Raw genomic sequence first — 21,690 nt, 5'->3', positions numbered from 1 at the left:
TAGAAATTGTTCTACGTGTCGTAGTACGGTCGAAACTGCAAAGAAGAACAGCGACCTGAACAGGCCGTTCCCGCTGCGCGGCGAACAAGCGCCGCAAAAGGAGCAGATGTGATCTCCCAACCCGCTCTCACCATCGTCAGGGACACCCTCCCCGTCATCGGATCCGCCATCGGCGATATCACCCCGATCTTCTACGATCGGATGTTCACCGCCCGCCCCGATCTGCTGCGCGACCTGTTCAACCGCGGCAACCAGGCTCAGGGTGAACAGCAGAAGGCGCTGGCTGGTGCGATCGCCGCCTATGCGAGCCTGCTCGTGTCCGAAGACGCACCGAACATCGATGCGATGATGAGCCGGATCGCGAACAAGCACGCCTCCTTGGGCATCACCGAAGACCAGTACCCGATCGTCTACGAACACCTCTTCGCCGCCATCGGCGAGGTCCTCGGCGACGCGGCCACCCCCGAGATCGTCGATGCCTGGACCGAGGTCTACTGGGACATGGCGAACACCCTCATCCGCGCCGAACGCAACCTCTACGCCCACCACGACGTGGACCCCGGCGACGTCTGGTCCGAGCTCACAGTCGTCGGCCGCCGACAGGAATCCCCGCACACCATCAGCCTCGCCCTCGCCCGCCCCGACGGCGGTGTGCTGCCCACCGCGCGACCGGGCCAGTACATCTCCGTTCAGGTGCAGCTGCCCGATGGGGCCAACCAGATCCGCCAGTACAGCCTCACGAAGGCGACCGCACGGACCAGCTGGACGGTGACGATCAAGGCCGAACCCGGCCGCGCCGAGGCGGGCGTTCCCGCAGGTGAGGTATCGAACTTCATCCACGGAAACGTCTTCGAAGGAGACACGATCCGCTGCTCCCTGCCCTACGGCGACCTTGTCGTCGAGGACGCCGAGGCCCCGCTGCTGCTCGTCTCCGCCGGAATCGGCTGCACCCCGATCCTCGGCGCGCTCAACGACCTCGTATCGAAGGAATCCCAGCGCGAGGTCACCGTTCTCCACGCCGACCAGACGATGGCCACCCATGCCCACCGACAGGAGATGGCACAGCTGGTCGACCAGCTGCCCGGAGCCCGGATGCACCACTGGTACGAGCAGCTCGGCGCGCGGTCGACGAGCGAGACCGTCCATGAGGGCTTCATCGACCTCGCCGAGGTGGACGTCCCCGTCGACGCGCAGGTCTACCTGTGCGGTCCGCCCCCGTTCATGAAGGCCGTGCGTCGCGGACTCGACGACCTCGACGTGCCTGAGGACAATATCCACTTCGAGGTCTTCGGCCCCGACACCTGGGCCACGGTTCCCGAGGCAGTGCCCGCCTGAGGCAGGCCGCCGGCGGTTCAGGGCGGGCGAATTCCCGCCTGGGCCGACGGATTCGTCCCCGCTCAGGCGGGGGATTGTGCAGATGCGCGCCGAGGTGGCCCCGCCTCGGCGCGCATCCCTCGGTTCAGGGCAGACCACGGATATGCACTAGAATCGGAGCATTATGGCCTCCACTGATTACGCTTCTGAAATCGCCAACCTTCGCCAGACGTACAAGGCAATCCTCGACGTGTCCGATCTGGACAATCTGCGCGACGAGGTTGCCGAGCTCACGGAGCAGGCGTCGTCACCGACGTTCTGGGACGACCCCGATTCGGCGCAGAAGACCTCGGCCAAGCTCTCGCATAAGCAGGGCACCTTGGAGAAGCTCGAGAAGTTCGGGCAGCGCATCGACGACGCCGAACTGCTCGTCGAGATGTCCCAGGACGAAGCCGATGCGGACTCCCTCGAGGAAGCCGATCGCGATATCAAGAAGCTGCACGATCAGCTGGCCGAACTCGAGATCTCGACCCTGCTCAACCACGAATACGATGAGCGTTCGGCCGTCGTGACCGTGCGCTCGGGCGCCGGCGGCGACGACGCGACCGACTGGGCGCAGATGCTCACGCGCATGTACATCCGGTGGGCGGAGAACCGCGGCTACAACGTCCAGGAGCTCGACACCTCGTATGCCGAAGGTGCGGGCATCAAATCGGCGACGATCCAGATCAACGCCCCCTACGCCTACGGCACCCTGTCCGTCGAAGCCGGCACCCACCGCCTGGTGCGCATCAGCCCGTTCGACAACCAGGGCCGCCGCCAGACCTCCTTCGCCGCCGTCGAGGTGGTCCCGCTCATCGAATCGACCGACCACGTCGACATCGATGAGAACGATCTGCGCATCGACGTCTACCGGTCCTCGGGCCCAGGCGGGCAGTCGGTGAACACCACGGACTCTGCAGTGCGCATCACCCACGTGCCGACCGGTGTGGTCGTGAGCATGCAGAACGAGAAGTCCCAGATCCAGAACCGTGAGGCCGCGATGCGCGTCCTCCAGTCCCGACTCCTCGACCTCAAGCGCAAGGAAGAGGCAGCGCAGAAGAAGGAGCTGGCCGGAGACATCAAGGCCAGCTGGGGCGACCAGATGCGCTCCTATGTCACGCACCCGTACCAGATGGTCAAGGACCTGCGCACCGGCTACGAGGTCAACAACCCCTCGGGTGTCTTCGACGGAGACCTCGACGGACTCATCGAAGCGGGCATCCGCTGGCGCAAGGAGCAGGAGATGGCCGAAGAGGCCGAGGCCTGAGTTCTCGGGCTCGCGTCTCTTCGCCTCGGTGCGGTTGCCGACCTCCGTGCTGAGGGGTCCTGCCGCCTCGGCGAGCTGCCTGCCGCCTCGGTGAGTCGAGTATCGGTCCGACTGTGAACTTCATCAGATCGCAACACACGCCCGTCCGCCTCCCCGAACATCACGGAACTGTTACGTACAGTGGAACCGGCCGAGCCACCCGAGACATGATTGAAGACCGACTTGATCAGATTCGACTCCGTTTCGAAGTCTTATGACACACGCTCCCGCAAGGCACTCGACGACATCTCGTTCGAGGCCGATCGCGGGGAGTTCGTGTTCCTCGTCGGCGCATCCGGATCGGGAAAGTCCACGGTCATCCGACTCATCCTGCGTGAGGAGGTGCCCACAGCCGGGCGCATCCACATCGCCGGGAAGTCCGTGGTGAAGATGCCCAGCTGGAAGGTGCCCTACCTGCGGCGGGGGATCGGAACCGTGTTCCAGGACTTCCGGCTGCTGCCGAACAAGACAGTGTTCGCCAATGTCGCCTTCGCCCTCCAGGTGATCGGAAAATCGCGGGCGGCCATGTCGACCCTCGTGCCCGATGTGCTTGAGACAGTGGGCCTGGCCGGCAAGGAGAAGCGGTATCCCAGTGAACTCTCCGGTGGTGAGCAGCAGCGCGTGGCGATCGCCCGCGCCGTGGTCAACAAGCCCGGAATCCTGCTCGCCGACGAACCCACCGGCAACCTCGACCCGACGACGAGTGCCGACATCATGAGTGTGCTGGAGAAGATCAACCGCAACGGCACGACAGTGCTCATGGCCACCCATGACGGGGAGATCGTCAACCGGATGCGCCGTCGCGTCATCGAGCTGCGCGAAGGCGAAATCGTCCGCGACGTCGAAGAAGGCACCTACGGAGTCGCCTCATGAGGGCCGGTTTCATCCTCTCCGAAGTGTGGTCGGGACTGCGCCGGAACTTCTCGATGGTGCTCTCGGTCGTCCTCGTGACCTTCGTGTCCCTGCTCTTCGTCGGGGCCGCGATCCTGCTGCAGATGCAGGTCGGGCAGATGAAGGACTTCTGGTACGACCGCGTCCAGGTCTCAGTGTTCCTGTGCCCGCCCGATTCGGAGGCGACGAACTGCGTCGACGGTGAGGTCACCGGCGACCAGAAGGACCAGATCCGGGCCGAACTCGAGAGCTCCGAACTCGCCCCGTACGTCGACAAGGTCTACTTCGAAGACAAATCCGAGGCCTACGAACACTTCCAGGACCAGTTCAAGGGCACGAGCCTCGAAGGCACTGTGCCCGAAGACGAGATGAATGAGTCCTTCCGCGTCAAACTCAAGGACGCCGAGAAGTACGACATCATCAAGGAGACGTTCTCATCGACCCCGGGAGTTGAGGAGGTCGTCGACCAGAACCAGCTGCTCGACCGGTTGTTCGGGGTGCTCAATATCGCGACCATCGTCGCCGTGGCCATCGCCGGGATCATGCTCGTCTGCGCGATGCTCCTCATCGCCACGACCATCCGCCTCTCCGCGTTCTCCCGACGGCGGGAGACCGGCATCATGCGCCTCGTCGGAGCATCGAACACGTTCATCCAACTGCCGTTCCTGCTGGAAGGAGTCATAGCCTCGGCGATCGGGGCGACTCTGTCCGCGGGTGCCCTGGGACTGCTCGTCCACTTCGGCATCAGCGGCTGGCTGCAGAATCAGGCGACAGGATTCAGTCTCATCTCCGGCTGGGACGTCCTTCTCATCGCCCCCGTACTCATCGTCATCGGCGTGCTCATGGCCGGCGCCTCCTCGCTGATCACCCTGAATAAGTACACGAAGGTCTGAGATGAGACGCAGACTCGGACTTGCCATCACCGCGGCCGCACTGGCCGTGGTCTTGCCTGTCACCGCTGCGGTCGCCGATCCGCGCGATGACAAGAGCGCAGTCGACGACCGGGTCAAGGAGCTCCAGCAGGAGTTCGAAGGCCTCGACGAGGACCTCGCTCGGGTCATCGCCGAACGCGATGCCGCGCAGGAGAAGCTGCCCGACGCCGAGGCGGAATCGAAGGCCGCCGACGACGCTCTGGCCGAGGCGATCGAGAAGGACGAGGATATGGCCGCACGCCTGACCTCGGCGACGAACGCGCAGAAGGACCTCAAGGACTCGATCAAGTCCGGTACGGAGGAGATCGACAAGCACAAGACCTCGGCCGCGCGGATCGGACGGCAGGCCTACCAGAACTCGGGCATCACCTCTGACCTGGCGATGCTGCTGCAGATGGCGGAGGGCACGAGCGCCGACGGCGGCATCGGTCGCGTGGATTCGGCGGTGCGGTCCCAGCAGCGCACGATCGACAAGCTCTCCGAGCAGAGGGCGCTGAATAAGAACAACGAAGAGCGCCTGTCGGGCGTGACCGAGAAGATCTCCGACCTCAAGGACGAAGCCGCCGAGGCGGTGCTGGCCAAGGAGGCTGCGCAGGTCGATGCGAAGAAGAAGGCCGACAGCCTCAACGATCTGATCTCGGCGAAGGACGATGCGGAGAAGACGATCTCCGACAACAAGGACAAGACCGAGAAGCAGCTGGCCGATGAGAAGGCCGAGCAGGATCGGCTGGCGAAGAAGGTCCGTGACTGGGAGAAGGAGCAGGAGAAAAAGGGCAGCTTCGTCTTCGGCGATGGTGTCCTGGCCAATCCGGCCGAGGGGTACCCGACGACCTCTCCGTTCGGCTATCGCATCCACCCGATTACCGGAGCGAAGAAGCTGCACACCGGGATGGACTTCGGTGTGCCTTGCGGAACCCCGATCCGTGCGGCCGGCGACGGCATCGTCGTCACCTCCGGGTGGAACGGCGGCTACGGCAACCGCGTCGTCATCTCCCATGGCAAGATCAAGGGCAACTCGATCGCCTCGACCTACAACCACAATACGAAGCTCAAGGTCCATGACGGGCAGAAGGTGAAGAAGAGCCAGGTCATCTCGTACTCGGGCACGACGGGCGCTTCGACCGGATGCCACCTGCACTTCGAGATCATGGAGAACGGCGGCTACGTCGACCCGAAGCCCTTCATCTTCTGACCCACTTGCTACCCGACGGGTCCCCAACAACCCGGCGCCACGGTGCTGGGGACCCGTCAGGTAGTTCGGGGAGGGGTGAAGCCTCGGAAGGCACGCCCGGCATGTCGTCTCTGCCTCTGATGGGATAGAATGGACGGCTGTGCGTGCGAATGCGCACACAGCTACGTGGAAGCAGAGAGGAGGCCGGTCATGCCGAAGGACACAGGCAAGAAAGTCATTGCGAGGAACCGCAAGGCCCGCCACGACTATCACATCGAAGAGACGTGGGAGGCCGGTCTCGCGCTCACCGGCACCGAGGTGAAGTCACTGCGTGAGGGCCGTGCCTCGCTCACCGACGGGTTCGCACTGATCTTCCAGAACGAAGCATGGTTGGAAAACGTCTACATCCCCGAGTACATGCAGGGGACCTGGACGAATCACACTGCCAGGCGCCGCCGGAAACTGCTGCTCCACCGCGAGGAGATCCTCCGGATCACGCAGAAGGTCAAGGAATCGGGCCGGACCCTGGTTCCGCTCGAACTCTACTTCGACGGTTCGCTGGTCAAGGTCGAGATCGCTCTGGCCAAGGGCAAGCGCGAGTGGGACAAGCGTCAGGCTCTGCGCGAGGCGCAGGACAAGCGTGAGGCCGAACGTGCCATGAAGTCCAAGCAGTTCCTGTAAGGACTTCACGACCGTCGCCGTTGAGCTCGCCGTCGTCTTCGACGGCCCACGCCATTTCCGATGCCCATCGCCGAGGCGGTTCTGCCGTTGATCGGCGATGTTCGGGAATGCAATTGGCTCGGTGCGTGTTGTACGAGTATGCTGGTGTTCCTGATCAACGCCAGCAGCCGCCTCGGCGGATGAAACAGCTGGTCAGGTTTGGTAACAGAATATGGGGATGATCGGTTTCGACGTTGGACACTGCGTCGGGAGAAGCGGGCCGAGAATGCAGAGTCATCTCGTTAATGTCCTCTGCAAAACAATAGGTGCTAAGTCTAACAACCGCACCGATTTCGCCCTCGCTGCCTGATAGAGCGCGAGCTGCGAATCCGTCAGCCTAGAGTTGCCTCTGCTCTAGATCCTGGCGTCGCTTAAGAGGCCACTGCTTCAGATATTTGTTGAGGGTATCTGAGGGACTTTTACTCAACTCCGTTCGTTGATCCACGTGTTCGTGCGAGGATCAGAACCTAAGAAACGTCTTCACGAACTGCGCCCGGAGAAGTCCTGACAATCTGCCGACGGACGCGGGTTCGATTCCCGCCATCTCCACTGACAAGGCCTCGGATTCGCGTGAAACCGGGGCCTTTCTCATGCCCGCGCGGCCATTGTCACACCCAAGTCCGGAAGGACGCGGCTGAGGACTGTTCGCAGGACTGCTCCAGCCACCAGTGACCCATTCGCGTTAGTGTGTCGTAACGACTGATTGACGGGGAGGAGCCCGCCTGTGTTCTACCCGCCGCTTATCGGCTACCTCATCATGGCGCTCACCGGCACCGTCCTGACGATCCTCATCAGCCGAAATCAACTGGCCCGCAACCGGGCGATCGGTTTCCGTTCGCGGCATACGTTGGCTTCGGATGCCGCCTGGCGGCACGGTCACCGAGCGGCCGTGCCCGCGCTCCTCACCCTCAGCGTCATCGCCATCGGATTCGCCCTGGCCCTGGCCGGCGTCGAACTCTTCTCCTGGCCGACCGCAACCGGTCACGTTCTCTCAATAGTGGGATGGGTGCTCATCCTCGGGGTGGGCATCAAAGCCTGGGCGGTGGCCAACACCGCAGCGAAGTCAGTCGACGACTGAACCTCGATCGCCTCACCCCGGACGATTCCATCCATGCGGCCGAGTCCTCTCAGCCATCTGGCTGAGGATCCGAGTGCCGGGATTCGGAAGGATCGGAAGTGTCATCACACACCGATCCGCAAAGGACCCCACCACCCATGAAGAAGGCACTCATCTCCCTCGCCGCCGTCGTCGTCATCATCCTCGCCATCATCGGCGGGCTCGTCATCGGCGAACAGCGCGCCAAGGTCGCGCTCGAATCCGACGTGGCCGACTACCTGCACGGCTGCGACATCGACCCGGAGTCGATCGACGTCCACGGCCGCCCCTATCTCGTCTACGCCGCGAAGCACACCGCCGACCTCAGCTATGTCGACATCACCCCCGACGACGGGACGAACAAGGATCAGATCCTCGTCCACCATCTCGTCGACGGCCACGCCGACCGGCTCACCCGCTTCATCACGTTCGACTACCCGTCCAGCCAGGTCCGCCCGGTGAAGAATCCCGATGACTCCTACACCGAGGCGGCCATCCTCGACGGTGAGAAAGTGACCTTCTCCGCCCAGATGGCAGGAAACCGGCTCGACGTCCTCGCAGACGGACACCGACTCACCGACCTCGCTCTGCCGCAGGCGGCCGAAGTGAAGAACGTGGCCGCCGGAGATGACGGAGTCATGGTCGAAGTCGAATACGCCGCCACCGACTGCCGCTGACCCCGACCGACGTTGACTAGACTATGAGCCAATGAGACGACTCCTCACCTGGCTGTGGCTGCTGCCGGTGCCGCTTTCCTTCGCCCTGGAACTGCTCATCGGCAGCGGTTGGCTTCTCATCCTCGGAAACATCCTCGCCGTCGCAGTCGCCGTACCGATCCTCATCCGTACTCAGGGCGACAGACCGGTTCGAACCGGCTTCACTGGGCGGTCCTCGGTCTCCTCGCCGCCCTCGCGCTGACCGCTGCCAGTGAGACGTTGAGCCTGACGTGCCTGTGGCTGAGCCTGGTGACGCTGGCGATGCTCACCCGTGCTGCCACCGGCGTGGGGAGCATCGCCCTCATCGTCGTCCTGGCCGCAGCGAACATCCTCGTCCCCACTCCCATGTCCGATGGCGCGACCTTCGCGCTCGCGGTGTTCGCCCTGGTCATCGCGGCGATCGCGATCGGGCTCATGCTGCGATCGAATGATCGCACCCTGATCGAGAAGCAGGCCACCGCCACCGAGGCGGAGCGGCGCCGCATCGCCACCGAACTCCACGACCTCATCGCACACGAGGTGACCGGGATCGTCGTCCTCGCCCAGGCCGCTGGGCGCAGCGACAACGACGCTCTGCGGACGACGGCGCTGACGAAGATCGAGGATGCCGGCACCCGCGCGCTCGACGAGATCCGCCGACTCGTCTCTGCATCGAGGACTCAGAACCTCGACTCCGAAACAGTTACCCGCACACCTGTCGCCGCCGGGCCGCAGGCGCTGCGCGACCGGGTCACCGCGTTCGGGGAGACCGCACACATCACCATCGAGATCCCCTCCGAGGTGAACGGCGAGGTCTGGCCGGTCCTCGACCGAGTCCTCGTCGAGTCGCTGACGAATGTGCGGCGCCACGCCGGAGCAGACGCGGAAGTCACAGTCACCCTCACCACCGATCCGACATCACAGGCCACCCTGCTCATGACCGTGACCAACGGTCCCGGGTCCGGCGGGATCGGTGCCGGCAGCGGAACGGGATTGCGCAGTCTGCAGGCACGGGTCGGCCACCTCGGCGGAAGGATCGAAGCCGGACCCGAGCCCGGGGGAGGATGGAGCGTTCGCGCCCGCGTCCCGACCGACCATGATCACCAGCAGGCAGGGGAGGGCCGATGATCACCGTCGCAGTCGTCGACGATCAGGAGATGGTGCGGATGGGGTTCTCCCTCATCCTCGACGCCGAGGAATCGATCCGCGTCATCGGCCAGGCCGCCGACGGGGTCGAAGCGATCGACCTGGTCAAACGCGAACAGCCCGATGTCGTGCTCCTCGACATCCGCATGCCCCGCCTCGATGGTTTGGCCGCACTGCCGCGGCTGACACCGTATTCGAAGGTCATCATGGTCACGACCTTCGACGACGATGACTACGTCGATGCGGCCTTGGACGGGGGAGCCAGCGGGTTCCTGCTCAAGGACGCCGGAGCTCACCTCCTCATCGCCGGCGTGAAGGCCGCCGCGAACGGGGACGCGCTCATCTCACCTTCGCTCACCCTCGACCTGCTGCAGCGGCGCACGGCAGCAGCTCAGAACACCAGCTCCCGCGTGGACCGGCTCAGCCAGAGGGAACACGATATCGCACGATTGGTGGCCGTGGGGCGAACGAATCAGGAGATCTGCGCCGAACTCTTCATCTCCCTGGGCACGGTGAAGACCCATCTGGGAAACATCCAGACCCGCCTCGAAGCGCGCAACCGGGTCGAGATCGCCGCACGGATGTGGGAATCCGGGGTAATGAACACGGGCGGCTGAGGGCCCACGTTGCCCACACCATCAGCCGAATGGCCGACCCCCGGTGACGATTCTCGACTGCACGGCCGATGTGCCCACTCCGGGAAACGGGAAGGATTGAGACCATGACACAGACTCAGACTGACACCTCATCACCGCCCCGGAGCCGTTCCCGGATCGCAGCCCTCGACGTCATCCGCGGATTCGCACTGTGCGGGATCCTGCTGGTCAATCTTCCGCCGATCATGGGCCTGAACAGCGTCGACGCCGCCGGAGAGATCCTCCCTCTCTACCGCTTCCTCGAGGACACGGTGCAGAACCGTTTCTTCCCGATCTTCTCGTTCCTCTTCGGCATCGGCTTCGGGCTCATGTGGCTGAGTGCCGGCCGCCGCAGCGAACGTCCCCGTTTGGCGCTGCTGCGACGATTCATCTTCCTCGGCATCCTCGGCGGCCTCCACCAGCTCCTCCAACCCGGCGAGGCCCTGCTTCCGTACGCGCTCGCCGGCATCATCCTGCTGCTCCCGGCCACATGGATCCCACCGCGCTGGCTCGGCTGGGTGACGTCCGTCCTCGGGGGAGTGCTGCTGGTCGCCGGTGTGGCAACAGGAGGAGGGATAGCTGTCATCCCGGGGCTGTTCCTGCTCGGCTTCGCCGTCGGCCACAGTGGGTTCGTCCGCTCGGTCCTGGCTCACCCGGGACGGGTCGCGATCGTCGGGGCGCTCGCTTTGACCGTGACGATCATCGGCTTCGCCACTACCGACTATGTCACCCGCCAGATCCACGGATGGATCAACGCCGGCCTGGGCGTGAGCATGGCACTGACCTATGTCGTCATCATTCTGATGCTGATGCGCACCCCCGCCGAGGCGGTCCTGAAGTTCGTGTTCGCCCCCTTGGGTCGCATGGCGCTGAGCAATTATGTCGGCGCCACCCTCATCCTCGTGAGCGTGCGAATGGTGATGCCCGACCTCGCCCGATTCGATGACCAGGGCGGATACGTCGCGGGCCTCATCGTGTGCGCGCTCATCATCCTCGTCCAGGTCATCGTGTCGAGCCTGTGGCTGCGATGGTTCGGACAGGGACCGCTGGAGAAGCTGTGGCGCCTCGTCACATGGGGACGGAACACGGGCCTCACGAGTTCACGCGGATGACTTCCTCCTGATACGGTGCGATGATCTCTCCGGAGATGCGCAGGTCAAGGAGCAGGAATTTCCGTTCCTCGATCGGTCGCGCCGTCCAGTCCGCGACGATGTCGAGGTCGGCCAGAGAATGCACGGCGATTCCCTGCCCGCCGGCGGCGGTGGCCAGTGCGGCGAAGTCGATCTCGTCGATGAGCATCGGAGATTTCTCCAGCCCCTTGAGCCCGTAGAGGTTGACCTCGGCACCGTAGGCTGCGTCGTTGAACACGACGGCGATGCCGCGGCCGCCGGCGACACGGATGGCCGTGTCGAGATCGGACAGCGCCATCGCCCCGCCGCCGTCGCCGGTGGTGAGCACGATCGACGACTCCGGGTTCGCGCGAGAGGCACCGGCGACGGAATGCCAACCGAGTCCGATCGACTGGAACGCGGTGCCGACCATCGCCAGTCGGTCCGGGGCGCTGGGCTCCCAGAACATGTTCGCCCATGCGATGAAGTGTCCGCCGTCGGAGACGACGACTCGGTCCTCGGGCAGCAGCTCACCGAGGCGGGCCGCCACCGCACGCGGATCGAGCCGTCCGTCGGCGGCGAATTCGGTGCCCGACTCGTAGGTGCGATCGGCGGCGGTATCGACGGTCTCCCTCCAGGGGGTGGTCTTCGTCGCCGCGCCATCGGAATTCGACGCGGCCAGTCGCGTTCCGAGCTCTGCGGCCGCAATCTTGGCATCGGAGCGGATGAAGCCGCCGACACGGGCATGAGTCGCACGGTCGTCGGTATCGACCTGCCATACAGATGTCTCCGGCGCGAACAGTTCACCGAACCGCATCGTGAACTGGTTGAGTGAGGCGCCGATGACAAGCGCCACATCGGCCTCGCGGATCCGCTCCATGGCTGCGGGGGCACCGAACCCTCCTGCGACACCGAGGTCGAACTCGGCCTCCGGGAAGATATTGCGTCCCAGCGCCGTCGTAGCAGTCAGGGCCCCGGTCGCCGCGGCCAGCGCACCGAGTTCCGCCTCGGCTCCGGCCAGCCACGCCCCACGGCCGGCGAGGAGGAGCGGACGCTCGGCGCGAGCGAGCTCGCCGGCCAACCGATCAAGAGCGGCCTGCGCGAAGTCGCTGCTCGGTGCCAGAGGCGTCGGGTTGCCGGGGCCCGGCACGGACGGAATCTCGCCGATCTCCAGGGTCGCAACATCATAGGGGATCGCCAGCACCACGGGTACCCGGTAGGTCAGCGCATGCTCGATGGCGGTCACCGTCGCCGCCGCGGCATCCACCCGCCCGACGGTGTAGGTGCGCACCCCCACTGCTGAGGCCATGGCGATCTGGTCGACGTCCCACGGTCGCGGACCCGATGTGGGCTCATCCCCGACGACGAGGACGAGGGGAACTCTGGCTTGGGCCGCCTCGGCGAGGGCAGTGAGCGTGTTCGTGAACCCGGCACCATACGTGGTCGTGGCCGCGGCGATGCGGCCCGAGGTGCGAAAGTGGGCGTCGGCGGCGACAACGGCCCCGGCCTCGTGGCGAACCGCGGTGAAGTGTGCCGAGGTCTCACGCAGCAGGGAGTCGAGGAAGTAGGCGTTGCCGTTGCCCATGAGGCCGAAGACCTCGTCGATATGGGCGGCGAGAGTGTGCGCGACGTGCGCAGAAGTATGAGCCATGGCAGGTCTTTCGCTGATGAGATATGGAAGATCGATCCATATATGTCTCACACGCGAGATCCGCGGCTTCGCACTCCTTTTTCGAGCACCGGCCGATCAGTGCTCGCCCGCGTTCGCCGTCGTCCTGCGACGCTGAGGGCGGCTCAGCCTGACTCTTCGAATATAGGTGACTGTGGCATGTGGCACAAAGTTGGGTGGCAGTTCGGCGCACATATCCCATGGCCCAGAACTACGTGACGGCGCCCCAGCAACCCGGCGTGGAGTGGTCCCCGAAAGTTGGACTGTGATCAACACAAGACAACTTGAAGGGACCAGTCCATGCGTAAGGACTGTCTGATCACAGACGAACAAGCCAAAGCCGCGATCGAGCTCTTCGACAAAGGGCACGGCTACGCCGCGACCGCCACGAAGCTCGACGTGCATAAACCCACGCTCAAACTCCTCCACGACCGGTGGCTGGTGCGTGGAACAATATCGGTCATGGAACCGCACCAGCCCCGCCGCATACCGGCAGAGACAAAGATCGCGACTGCGAAACGGTACCTCGACGGCGAACACAAAGTCGTCCTGGCTCAAGAGCTTGGCCTGGCATCCTCACGCACCGTCGTTGATTGGGCGAAGAAATACCGGGACAAGGGCGAAGACGCGTTCGCGACACCGCCGCCGGCCAAAGGCAAGACAGCACGAATACGAGCCCTCGACAACGGTCAGGACCCCGATGCTGATCCGGCCCCATCCAAGCCAGACCTGATGGCGAAGAAGACGCATGTCGAGGACATCAGCCTGGCCGAGTACCGGCAGCTACAAGACCGGCTGCTGCGGGCTGAAGCGGAGAACGCTTACTTGAAAAAACTGCGGGCCTTGAGGCAAAAAGGGCAGCTGTGAAAGCACGCATCGTTGCCAGTCTCAAGGCAGACTATCCACTGCCATTGCTGCTGCAGGTCGCGGGTTTGGCCCGGTCGACGTTCTTCTATCACCAGAAACGATTCGACGTGAGACCCGACCCATACGCGCAGGTGAGAACCCTCATCGAGGACATCTTCGAGAAGAGTCACAAACGTTACGGGCACCGCAAGATCTGGGCTGTCTTGGTCAAACAGGGCATCACGATCGCGAAGAAGACGGTGCTGCGATTGATGCGTGACATGGGTCTGCAGACCGAGGTGCGGAAGAAGAAATTCGACTCCCATCGCGGCACGGTCGGGGCCGTTGCTGACAACGTACTCAATCGGGAGTTCACCGCTGATGAACCGAACGAGAAATGGGTTTCTGACGTCACGGAATTCGCTGTTGAAGACAAGAAACTGTATCTGTCACCAGTGATCGATCTGTTCGATGCCGGTGTGGTGTCGTACTCGATGTCGACGTCACCGAACACGGCATTGACGAACGAATCATTGAGGAGTGCTTGTCAGGGGCTTCCGCCGGGTCAGACACCGTTGGTGCATACCGATCAGGGGTTTCAGTACCAGCACGTGTCCTGGGCGTCGATCCTGGCCAAGCACGGTGCGACAGCGTCGATGTCGCGGAAGGGAAACTGCTGGGATAACGCGATGGCGGAGAACTTCTTCGGGCAGTTGAAGTCCGAAATGTTCTATCTGCAGAAATTCGACTCAGTCGATGACCTCAAAGCCGCGATCGATGAGTACATTCATTGGTACAACTACGAAAGGATCTCGACACGACTTGGCGATCTTGCCCCGATGGAATATCGAAGCAAGACCGCCAAGGATGGTGAGCCTATTTACGAACTATGCTGACCTCACAGCAGTCCAACTTTTGGGGACCAGTCCAGCGCGAGGTTGCTGGGGCGCCGTCAGGTAGTAAGTGATTAGCGGTTGATGCGTTCCCTCCACGCCGCCATGATCTCCGGCGGAGTCGGCTTCGACGCGAAGGACCCGATGAAGTAGCCGAGCAGCGAGGCGATGAGACCCAGGTAGATGGCGGATTCGGCGTAGATGCCCGCCACGATCATCACGACGATGGTGGTCACGGCGCCGAGGATCATGCCGGCCATGACGCCGACGATCGTGCCGCGCTTGAACACCAGGCCGCCGAGGATCGGGATGAACAGGCCCGCCACCAGCAGGTTGTAGGCCACGGTCAGCGCCTCGACGACGCTGGGCATGATCATCGCGAGCACCAGAGTGACGACACCGAGCACGATGAGATAGATGCGCGAATCGCGGATCTCGTCCCCGGTCTCGCGAACCAGGGACCGCACGAGCGTCGACTTCGCGCCGGTACCGTTCGCCGCGGATCCGGATCCACTCGCCGAGGCGGCCGATCCATCCGTCGCCACGCCGTCGCCGTGTCCGCCGCCCTCACCCGCCGGCACGATGTCCTTGCGGGCGAGGATCGGTTCGATGATGTCCTGGCGGCACACGGTCGAGGCGGCCATGAGCGAACCCGAGGCCGTCGACATCATTGCGGCCAGAGCCGCAGCGAGCACGACTCCGCCGAGCACCGGTGTCATCGACGCATCGACGACGGCGACGAACACATCATCCTGGATCTCGATGCCGGGCACGATCTTCGTTGCGGCCATGCCGATGAGCGCTCCGGCGACGGCGTAGAGCAGGCAGTACACGCCGGCGGAGAAGCCGCCCCACCTGGCCACACCCGGACTGCGGGCGGTGAACACACGCTGCCAGATGTCCTGGCCGATGAGCAGGCCGAGGGTGTAGATGAGGATGTAACCGAGGATCGCCTGCCAGCCGATGCCCACCGGTGAGGTGTGCGTGGCGGGCAGCGAGGAGAACAGCTCACCGATTCCGCCGGACTTCGAGAGCACGATGGGCAGCATGATGAGGAAGATGCCGATCGTCTGGATGAAGAACTGCACGAAGTCGGTCAGGGTGATCGACCACATGCCGCCGAGCATCGAATAGAGGATGACGATGCCGCCGCCGATGAGCACCGACCACACCTTGTTGAGGTCGAACAGCGCGTGGAAGACCGTCGCATAGGCGACCGTCGACGTCGTCGAGATCATCAGGCCGTACGCAGTCATGATCGCACCGGAGACGAACCGCGAACCCTTCCCGTACCGGAGTTCGAGCATCTGCGAGACCGTGTAGATCTCGAGCTTCTGGATCTTCGGAGCGAAGAACAGCGACAGGGCGATGATGCCCAGACCGATCGACAGCACGAGCCACATGCCCGAGAGCCCGGCCGTGTAGCCGAGCCCCACACCGCCGATCGTCGACGCCCCGCCGAGGACGACGGCCGACATCGTGCCGGTGTACAGGAGCCCGCCGAGGCGGCGCCCGGCGACGAGGAAGTCCTCCTGGTTGTGGGCCTTGAAACGGCCCCAGACTCCGAATCCCACCATTGCGGCGAGATAGATGATGACTACCAAAGAGTCCACAGCGACCCTCTCTGTTGGATCGGCTCAGTGACCGACGATGATGTGAATGACGGTGGGCTGGGCGCGTCCGAGCGCCTCGGCGATGGCATCCGGCAGAGCGGAATCGATGTCCGCCTCGGCGATCGTCACCCCGGCCCCGCCCATGGACTGACCGAGCTGCGCGAAGTCCGGGCGGGCCAGCCGCACGGCGAACGGCGCGATGTCACGGTCGACCATCTGCCCCTCGATCTCCGCATAGCCGCCGTTGTCGACGACGACGAAGGGAATGCCCAACTCCAGTTCGGCGGCGGTCATGAGCTCCTGGATGGAGAACATGGCAGCACCGTCGCCGAGGATGCACACGACCGGTCGATCCGGGTCGGCGACCTTCGCGCCGAGCGCGGCGGGAATGCCGTAGCCCAGGGTGGCGAATCCGGGCATATAGAGCAGCTGGTCGGGGGTGCGCGCCGTCAGCGCGTGCACGGTCCCGTCGTAGGTGACCTGCGAGGAGTCACCGGAGATGACGACGTTCGGCCCCGCACCGGCTTCGACGAGGCGGGTGACCCTGGCCCCGATGAGCGAGAAGTCGAAATCGGCGCCGAAGCTCTCCCGGATCCGTGCGACCCGAGCGGCCCCGTTCTCCTTCGCCGAGGCGGCTGTGCCGTTCGCGACAGACGCGGCCGTGCCGTTCGCGACAGACGCGGTCGTGCCGTTCGCGACAGACGGGTCTGTCCCATCGTCCCCCGCCGAGGCGGTCGTGGACTTCCCCGTGTCCAGCGCGGTCATGACCGCGCTGAGGAATTCGGACGTGTCCGCGCAGGCGAGAATGTCCCCGGGCAGGTTCTTGTTCAGCTGATCGGGGTCGATATCACAGCGGATGACGATCTGATCAGTATCCTCGTCGCGGACGCCGATCGAAATCTGAGCGCCGATGGTCCCACCCCACAGATCCGAGTCGGCCAATTCGGACCCGAGCACGATGAGCACATCGGCGGCGGCCGATTCGGCCTGCACGCTGGGGAAGCGGACATTGGCTCCCAGCGACAGCGGGTGCTCCTCGGGCAGGATGCCCTTGCCGTTGGCCGTCGTCGCCACCGGGGCATCGAGCGCCTCGACGAATCGGCGCACCTCGGCGTGGGCACGTCGGGCTCCGCCGCCGGTGATGACCAGCGGTGCCTGCGCTCCTCGGATCGCCTCGGCGGACTGGGCCACGACATGCTCGTCGAGTCCCGGACGGCGACCGGAAAACGGGACCGGAACGCTGCCGTTCCATGCTCCCTCGAGCACGTCGAGGGGGACCTCGATGTGCACGGGGCCGGGTCGGGCGGAGCCGAACATGGCGAACGCCTCGGCGACGGCCTGGGCCGCTCCCTCGGCGGTGCGGGTGCGCTGGGAGGACACGAGGAGGTGGCCCACGGCCCCCGAGGAGTCCTTCGTCTCGTGGAGCATCCCGACGTCAGCACGTTCGAACCCGGTGGGCACACCGGGGGAGAGGATGAGCATCGGGCGGGACTCGGCGTAAGCCGTCGCGGCTGCGGTGATGACGTTCGTCAGTCCCGGACCCGAGGTCGTGATGACGACCCCGGGCTTGCCCGAGACGAGGAAGTACCCGTCGGCACCGTAGCCGGCACCCTGTTCGTGGCGGGGTGTCACGGCCCGGATCCCGAACTCCGGCAGGTGCCGGTAGAACTCGAGATTGTGGGTGCCGGGGATGCCGAAGATCGTGTCGACACCGTGGGCGGCCAGAGTCGCGACGACCGCGCGACCGCCGTTGCGGACGTTCTGCTCGGTGCTCATTCAGGCTCCGAGCGCGTCGCCGGCGGGGCCAGACGGAGCGGTCACGCCGTTGTTCTCCGCAGCCCACAGCGAGAGGACCTCGTAGCCGACGTGTGCGGCGGCGAGTCCGGTGACCTCGGCGTGGTCGTAGGCGGGGGCGACCTCGACGATCTCGGCGCCGACGACGTTGAGGCCCTGCAGCCCGCGGATCGAGTTGAGCAGCTCACGGCTGGTCATGCCGCCGGCCTCCGGGGTGCCGGTGCCGGGTGCTGCCGCCGGATCGAGCACGTCGATGTCGACGGACAGATAGACCGGGGCATCACCGAGGCGCTTCCGCATCCGGGCGACGACATCGGCCACAGAGGTGAACTGGTAGTCGTCGCTGCGGATGATCTGGAAGCCGAGCACCTCATCGTCTTCGAGGTCTTTCTGCCCGTAGAGGGGCCCGCGGATGCCGATGTGCATCGAGGCGGTCATATCGATGAGCCCCTCCTCGCTGGCCCGACGGAACGGGGTGCCGTGCGTGTAGGGCGCTCCGAAGTACGTGTCCCAGGTGTCGAGGTGCGCATCGAAGTGGAGGACGGCGATCTTCCCGTGCGTCTTGTGCAGGGACCGCAGGTTCGGCAGCGCCAGGGTGTGATCCCCGCCGAGGGTGAGCAGCTTGGCCCCGTCGGCGCGCATGGCATCGGCGTTGGCTTCGACGGTGGCGATGGCCTCTTCGATGTTGAAGGGGTTGACGCCCAGGTCACCGCAGTCGGCGACCTGCTGCCAGGTGAACGGATGGACGTTCGTGGCCTGGTTGTACGGGCGCAGCAGCTTCGAGGACTGGCGGATATGCGCGGGACCGAAGCGGGCTCCGGGACGATAGCTGACACCGGCGTCGAAGGGGATGCCGATGACCTTGACGTCGATCTTCTCACCGGGGCGCTCTGCTTCGACCTCGTCGATGCGCGGCAGCAGACCGAAGGTCGGGGGCCCTGCGTAGCGGGGTGTCTTGCTGTAGTCGGCGGGGCCGAGCGGTTGAGACGTCACTGGCTTCTCCTTCGTCGTGAGGCGGATTCGACCCAGGGCGGGCCGGATACTTGCCCTCAGCCTAGGACGTGGCCCAGGCAACATCGATATCCACTGAGGACAGAATGGAGAGCAGACTATCCAACTTGGATAGACTCGTTCGCATGGTCACTTTGGAACAGCTGTGGTCGCGCAGCGAACTCGCCCTCGAGATCATCGTCGACTCACCCACAGCGGCCGAGCAGGACGTCACGATCGTCCACTCCTCGGAGCTGCCGGAGGTCGACGAATGGCTGGCCGGGGGAGAGGTCCTGCTCACCATCGGCGTCGGTCAGGACCTCGGCGCGGATACCGTCGCGGACTATGTGCGCCGTCTCAAGGACGTCGGAGTCCACGCACTCGGCATCGGACTCGGATCCGATCTGCCGTGGCAGGAGGTGCCGGAACGGCTCATCGCCGGCGCCGAGGCGGTCGGGCTGGCAGTCTTCGGCGTGCCCGAGCCGGTGCCGTTCGTCGCCGTCGTCGACGCCTTCACCCGAATGCGCGAAGCCGAGACAAATCGGGAGCTGACCCGAGCCAGCAGCGCCGCCCGCCGATTCGCCAATGCCCTTGCCCATCATGGGCCGGGCGCGCTGGTGGCCGATCTGGCCGAGACCTTGGGCGCCGAGGTGCGTTTCGTCTCCCCGACGGGCAGGGCGCTGTCCGGTGAGAACGCCGAAGACGATGTGCGTGCCGCGCTCATCGAGGAGTACCTCACCCCGACGCTGAGTCCTCGCCTCATCCGCACAGGTGCCCGGATCATCGAGGCCGTGCCCTCGGGCAGCGACCGTCCGCTGGGGTGGATCCTCACCCCCGCCGAGGCGGCCGGATCTCCGAAGACTCGTGCCCTGCTGCTGTCGACTGCCGCCGCCCTGTTGGCGATGACTCTGACCGAACTGCCGGCCCCCGCCGGGCCCTCTCGACTGTTCGAATCGGAGCTGAGCACCGAGGAGGCGCGTGCCGAATGGACACGTGCCACGGGTCTGGCGCCGGTGGCGACGACCGGGGTGAGATTCTTCGCAGGAGTGCGTGGTGACACGGCAGAGCACCTCATCGCCGACATCGTCGGCGCCGCGTTGGTCACTCGCGCCGGCTCCCTGCTCGGCATCGCCGGTGGTGCCGACTTGGGCCTCGAGGACCTCGTCACCAGGGCCGCGACAGTGGCCTGTCTCGAGCCCGTGGCGGAGAAGCGGATTCCCGTCTCACAGATCCATCACATGTGGACGCTGCTGCGGACTCAGCATGAAACCGAGGCGTCCGAGGTTAAGGCCCTGCTCTCGGCCGTCGACGAGGAGACCGCGGATCGCTTCGTCGACCGGGTGCTCGGCGAGCTCATCCGGGCCCGGGGCGGACAGGAGCTGTTGGAGACGCTGCGTGCCTTCATCCAGGCGGGCGGGGCGAAGGAGCGCATCGCCGCCGAGCTCGGCATCCACCGGCACACGGTGCGGGCGCGGATGGCGAAGATCGAGAAGCTGCTCGGCCGTGATCTCTCCCGCGCCGAGACTCTGCAGGCAGTGTCGATGGCGCTCGAACTCGCCGAACTCTGAGCCGAGCCACGTCAGCGCGAGAGACGGAAAGTCACGGCGCGAGATAGCCGGTGCGAGATAGCCGGTGCGAGACGGCCGGTGCGAGCAACGGTTACGAGAAATGTTCGGCGCGGAATCTTTCGGCGATCTCGAGGACTCGGGCCAGGGCTTCGTCCTCGCCGATGCTGATGCGCACGCCAGCACCGAGGTTACGCACCGCCACTGCCTGTTCGACGCAGGCGTCTTCGAAGGCCGCGGACTTCTCACCCAGGGGCAGCCACACATAGTTCGCCTGCGCCTCGGGCACGTCCCAGCCCTGGTCGCGCAGGGCTGCGGCGAAAGCGTCCCGCGCCGCGGCGATCTGTGCGGCCCGTTCGAGCACAGCGTCCCAGTGACGCAGCGATTCGAGGGCGGCGGCCTGACTCATATCCGTCACGCCGAAGGGGATGACGGCCTTGAGCAGACCGCTGATGACCGCCGGGTGGGCAACGGCATAGCCGACACGCAGCCCGGCCAGACCGTGAGCTTTGGAGAAGGTGCGCAGCAGGACGAGGTTCTCATAGTCCTTGACCAGCTCGAGGCCGCGCACCCGTTCCGGGGCCGTGGCGAACTCCCAGTAGGCTTCGTCGAGAGCGACGAGGACGTGGTCGGGCACCCGGTCGAGGAAACTGCGGAGTTCGGCATCGCGCAGCACCGGACCGGTCGGGTTGTTCGGCGAGCACAGGATGATGAGAGTGGTGCGGTCGGTGATCGCCTCGGCCATCGCGTCGAGGTCGTGACGGCCGTCCGCGCTCAGCGGCACTTCGATGCGGGCGGAGCCGGCGAGCCCGGTCGTCTGCGGGTACATCTCGAACGACGGCCAGGGGTAGATCGCCTCGGTGGTCGCATCGGAGGTGATCTGAGTCAGGGCGACGAGGAGTTCGGAGGCACCGGTGGTGACGACGAGTTCGTCGAGCCCCACGCCGAGGCGCTTCGCCAGTTCCTCACGCAGCGCCACTGCCGCATCGTCGGGGTAGTGGGCGGGGTCCTTGGCGTGGGCGACCATCGCGTCGAGGACCTCGGGCAGCGGGGAGAGGAAGTTCTCGTTGGAGGAGAGTTTGAACGGCCGCAGCCCGGTGACCTCGCGGGGAGGCTTGCCCGGAATATAGGGCGGGAAGGTGTCGAGGGCGGCCCGCAGGCGCGGCGTCGACGGGGCAGAGGAGTCGGGGTTCTCGGCGTTCATGCCCTCATGATGTCACAGGCTGATGAGCTGCCGGGCGGGCGGTTAGCGCGTTCCTGCGA

The 21,690-nt window shown here is 65.0% G+C and carries 20 protein-coding genes and 1 other RNA gene; 16 read left to right on the top strand and 5 right to left on the bottom strand.

Annotated elements, in window-relative coordinates; translation table 11 throughout:
* Positions 1-108 precede the first annotated feature (108 nt).
* From L1F31_RS13310 to L1F31_RS13250, 13 genes are all read left to right on the top strand, one after another.
* Complete coding sequence (locus L1F31_RS13310) at positions 109-1,335, top strand: globin domain-containing protein (RefSeq protein ID WP_265417757.1); 1,227 nt, start codon at positions 109-111, stop codon at positions 1,333-1,335.
* A gap of 163 nt (positions 1,336-1,498) precedes the next feature.
* Complete coding sequence (gene prfB / locus L1F31_RS13305) at positions 1,499-2,623, top strand: peptide chain release factor 2 (protein WP_265417756.1); 1,125 nt, start codon at positions 1,499-1,501, stop codon at positions 2,621-2,623.
* Positions 2,624-2,845: 222 nt separating this feature from the next.
* On the top strand, positions 2,846-3,535 hold the full coding sequence (gene ftsE, locus L1F31_RS13300) for a cell division ATP-binding protein FtsE (protein ID WP_265417755.1): 690 nt from the start codon (positions 2,846-2,848) through the stop codon (positions 3,533-3,535).
* Positions 3,532-4,446, top strand: a complete 915-nt coding sequence (gene ftsX / locus L1F31_RS13295) for a permease-like cell division protein FtsX (protein ID WP_265417754.1) — start codon at positions 3,532-3,534, stop codon at positions 4,444-4,446. The genes ftsE and ftsX overlap by 4 nt, the downstream gene beginning before the upstream one ends.
* A 1-nt stretch (position 4,447) precedes the next feature.
* Positions 4,448-5,677, top strand: a complete 1,230-nt coding sequence (locus L1F31_RS13290) for a peptidoglycan DD-metalloendopeptidase family protein (RefSeq protein ID WP_265417753.1) — start codon at positions 4,448-4,450, stop codon at positions 5,675-5,677.
* A 189-nt stretch (positions 5,678-5,866) separates the two neighbouring features.
* The gene (smpB, locus tag L1F31_RS13285) at positions 5,867-6,337 is read left to right on the top strand and encodes an SsrA-binding protein SmpB (protein WP_265417752.1); all 471 of its coding nucleotides are present in this window, start codon (positions 5,867-5,869) and stop codon (positions 6,335-6,337) included.
* A 213-nt stretch (positions 6,338-6,550) separates the two neighbouring features.
* Positions 6,551-6,928: a transfer-messenger RNA gene (gene ssrA / locus L1F31_RS13280) on the top strand.
* A 172-nt stretch (positions 6,929-7,100) separates the two neighbouring features.
* Entirely contained in the window at positions 7,101-7,454 is a 354-nt protein-coding gene (locus L1F31_RS13275; RefSeq protein ID WP_265417751.1) for an SdpI family protein, read from the top strand.
* A gap of 137 nt (positions 7,455-7,591) precedes the next feature.
* The gene (locus L1F31_RS13270; protein ID WP_265417750.1) at positions 7,592-8,149 is read left to right on the top strand and encodes a hypothetical protein; all 558 of its coding nucleotides are present in this window, start codon (positions 7,592-7,594) and stop codon (positions 8,147-8,149) included.
* A gap of 31 nt (positions 8,150-8,180) precedes the next feature.
* Entirely contained in the window at positions 8,181-8,390 is a 210-nt protein-coding gene (locus L1F31_RS13265; RefSeq protein WP_265417749.1) for a hypothetical protein, read from the top strand.
* 17 nt (positions 8,391-8,407) lie between these two features.
* Complete coding sequence (locus tag L1F31_RS13260; protein WP_265417748.1) at positions 8,408-9,295, top strand: sensor histidine kinase; 888 nt, start codon at positions 8,408-8,410, stop codon at positions 9,293-9,295.
* Positions 9,292-9,930 carry a response regulator gene (locus tag L1F31_RS13255; RefSeq protein ID WP_265417747.1) on the top strand — a complete coding sequence of 213 codons (639 nt, stop codon included), beginning with the start codon at positions 9,292-9,294 and terminating at the stop codon, positions 9,928-9,930. Before L1F31_RS13260 ends, L1F31_RS13255 begins: the two co-directional genes overlap by 4 nt.
* A gap of 104 nt (positions 9,931-10,034) precedes the next feature.
* Complete coding sequence (locus L1F31_RS13250) at positions 10,035-11,060, top strand: DUF418 domain-containing protein (RefSeq protein ID WP_265417746.1); 1,026 nt, start codon at positions 10,035-10,037, stop codon at positions 11,058-11,060.
* On the opposite strand, the gene L1F31_RS13245 is transcribed toward L1F31_RS13250, so the two are convergent.
* Positions 11,041-12,708 (bottom strand): thiamine pyrophosphate-binding protein, encoded by a 1,668-nt coding sequence (locus tag L1F31_RS13245; protein WP_265417745.1) that lies wholly within the window; start codon positions 12,706-12,708, stop codon positions 11,041-11,043. The two genes, L1F31_RS13250 and L1F31_RS13245, sit on opposite strands and share 20 nt — an antisense overlap.
* A 318-nt stretch (positions 12,709-13,026) precedes the next feature.
* On the opposite strand from L1F31_RS13245, the gene L1F31_RS13240 reads away from it, so the two are divergent.
* Positions 13,027-13,593 carry a helix-turn-helix domain-containing protein gene (locus L1F31_RS13240; protein WP_265417744.1) on the top strand — a complete coding sequence of 189 codons (567 nt, stop codon included), beginning with the start codon at positions 13,027-13,029 and terminating at the stop codon, positions 13,591-13,593.
* Positions 13,590-14,468, top strand: a complete 879-nt coding sequence (locus tag L1F31_RS13235; RefSeq protein ID WP_265417743.1) for an IS3 family transposase — start codon at positions 13,590-13,592, stop codon at positions 14,466-14,468. The genes L1F31_RS13240 and L1F31_RS13235 overlap by 4 nt, the downstream gene beginning before the upstream one ends.
* A 71-nt stretch (positions 14,469-14,539) precedes the next feature.
* Here the strand turns inward: L1F31_RS13235 and L1F31_RS13230 are convergent, their stop codons facing one another.
* Genes L1F31_RS13230 through speB form a run of 3 tightly spaced genes read right to left on the bottom strand, consistent with a single transcriptional unit; the run spans position 14,540 to position 18,865 of the window.
* Positions 14,540-16,078: a sodium:solute symporter family protein gene (locus L1F31_RS13230; RefSeq protein ID WP_265417742.1), complete on the bottom strand. Its 1,539-nt coding sequence runs from the start codon at positions 16,076-16,078 to the stop codon at positions 14,540-14,542.
* A gap of 24 nt (positions 16,079-16,102) precedes the next feature.
* Positions 16,103-17,854: a thiamine pyrophosphate-binding protein gene (locus L1F31_RS13225; RefSeq protein WP_265417741.1), complete on the bottom strand. Its 1,752-nt coding sequence runs from the start codon at positions 17,852-17,854 to the stop codon at positions 16,103-16,105.
* Positions 17,855-18,865 carry an agmatinase gene (gene speB, locus L1F31_RS13220; protein ID WP_265417740.1) on the bottom strand — a complete coding sequence of 337 codons (1,011 nt, stop codon included), beginning with the start codon at positions 18,863-18,865 and terminating at the stop codon, positions 17,855-17,857.
* A 143-nt stretch (positions 18,866-19,008) separates the two neighbouring features.
* Between speB and L1F31_RS13215 the strand changes: the two genes are divergently transcribed.
* Positions 19,009-20,430 (top strand): PucR family transcriptional regulator, encoded by a 1,422-nt coding sequence (locus tag L1F31_RS13215; RefSeq protein WP_265417739.1) that lies wholly within the window; start codon positions 19,009-19,011, stop codon positions 20,428-20,430.
* Between the two features lie 91 nt (positions 20,431-20,521).
* Here the strand turns inward: L1F31_RS13215 and L1F31_RS13210 are convergent, their stop codons facing one another.
* Complete coding sequence (locus tag L1F31_RS13210) at positions 20,522-21,631, bottom strand: histidinol-phosphate transaminase (RefSeq protein ID WP_265417738.1); 1,110 nt, start codon at positions 21,629-21,631, stop codon at positions 20,522-20,524.
* Positions 21,632-21,690 lie beyond the last annotated feature (59 nt).

Origin of the sequence: Brevibacterium spongiae (assembly GCF_026168515.1) — a bacterium.
In the GTDB taxonomy this organism is placed as follows: domain Bacteria; phylum Actinomycetota; class Actinomycetes; order Actinomycetales; family Brevibacteriaceae; genus Brevibacterium; species Brevibacterium spongiae.
The sequence above is the reverse complement of the archived record's forward strand: the minus strand, read 5'-3'. Positions and strand labels throughout refer to the sequence as shown.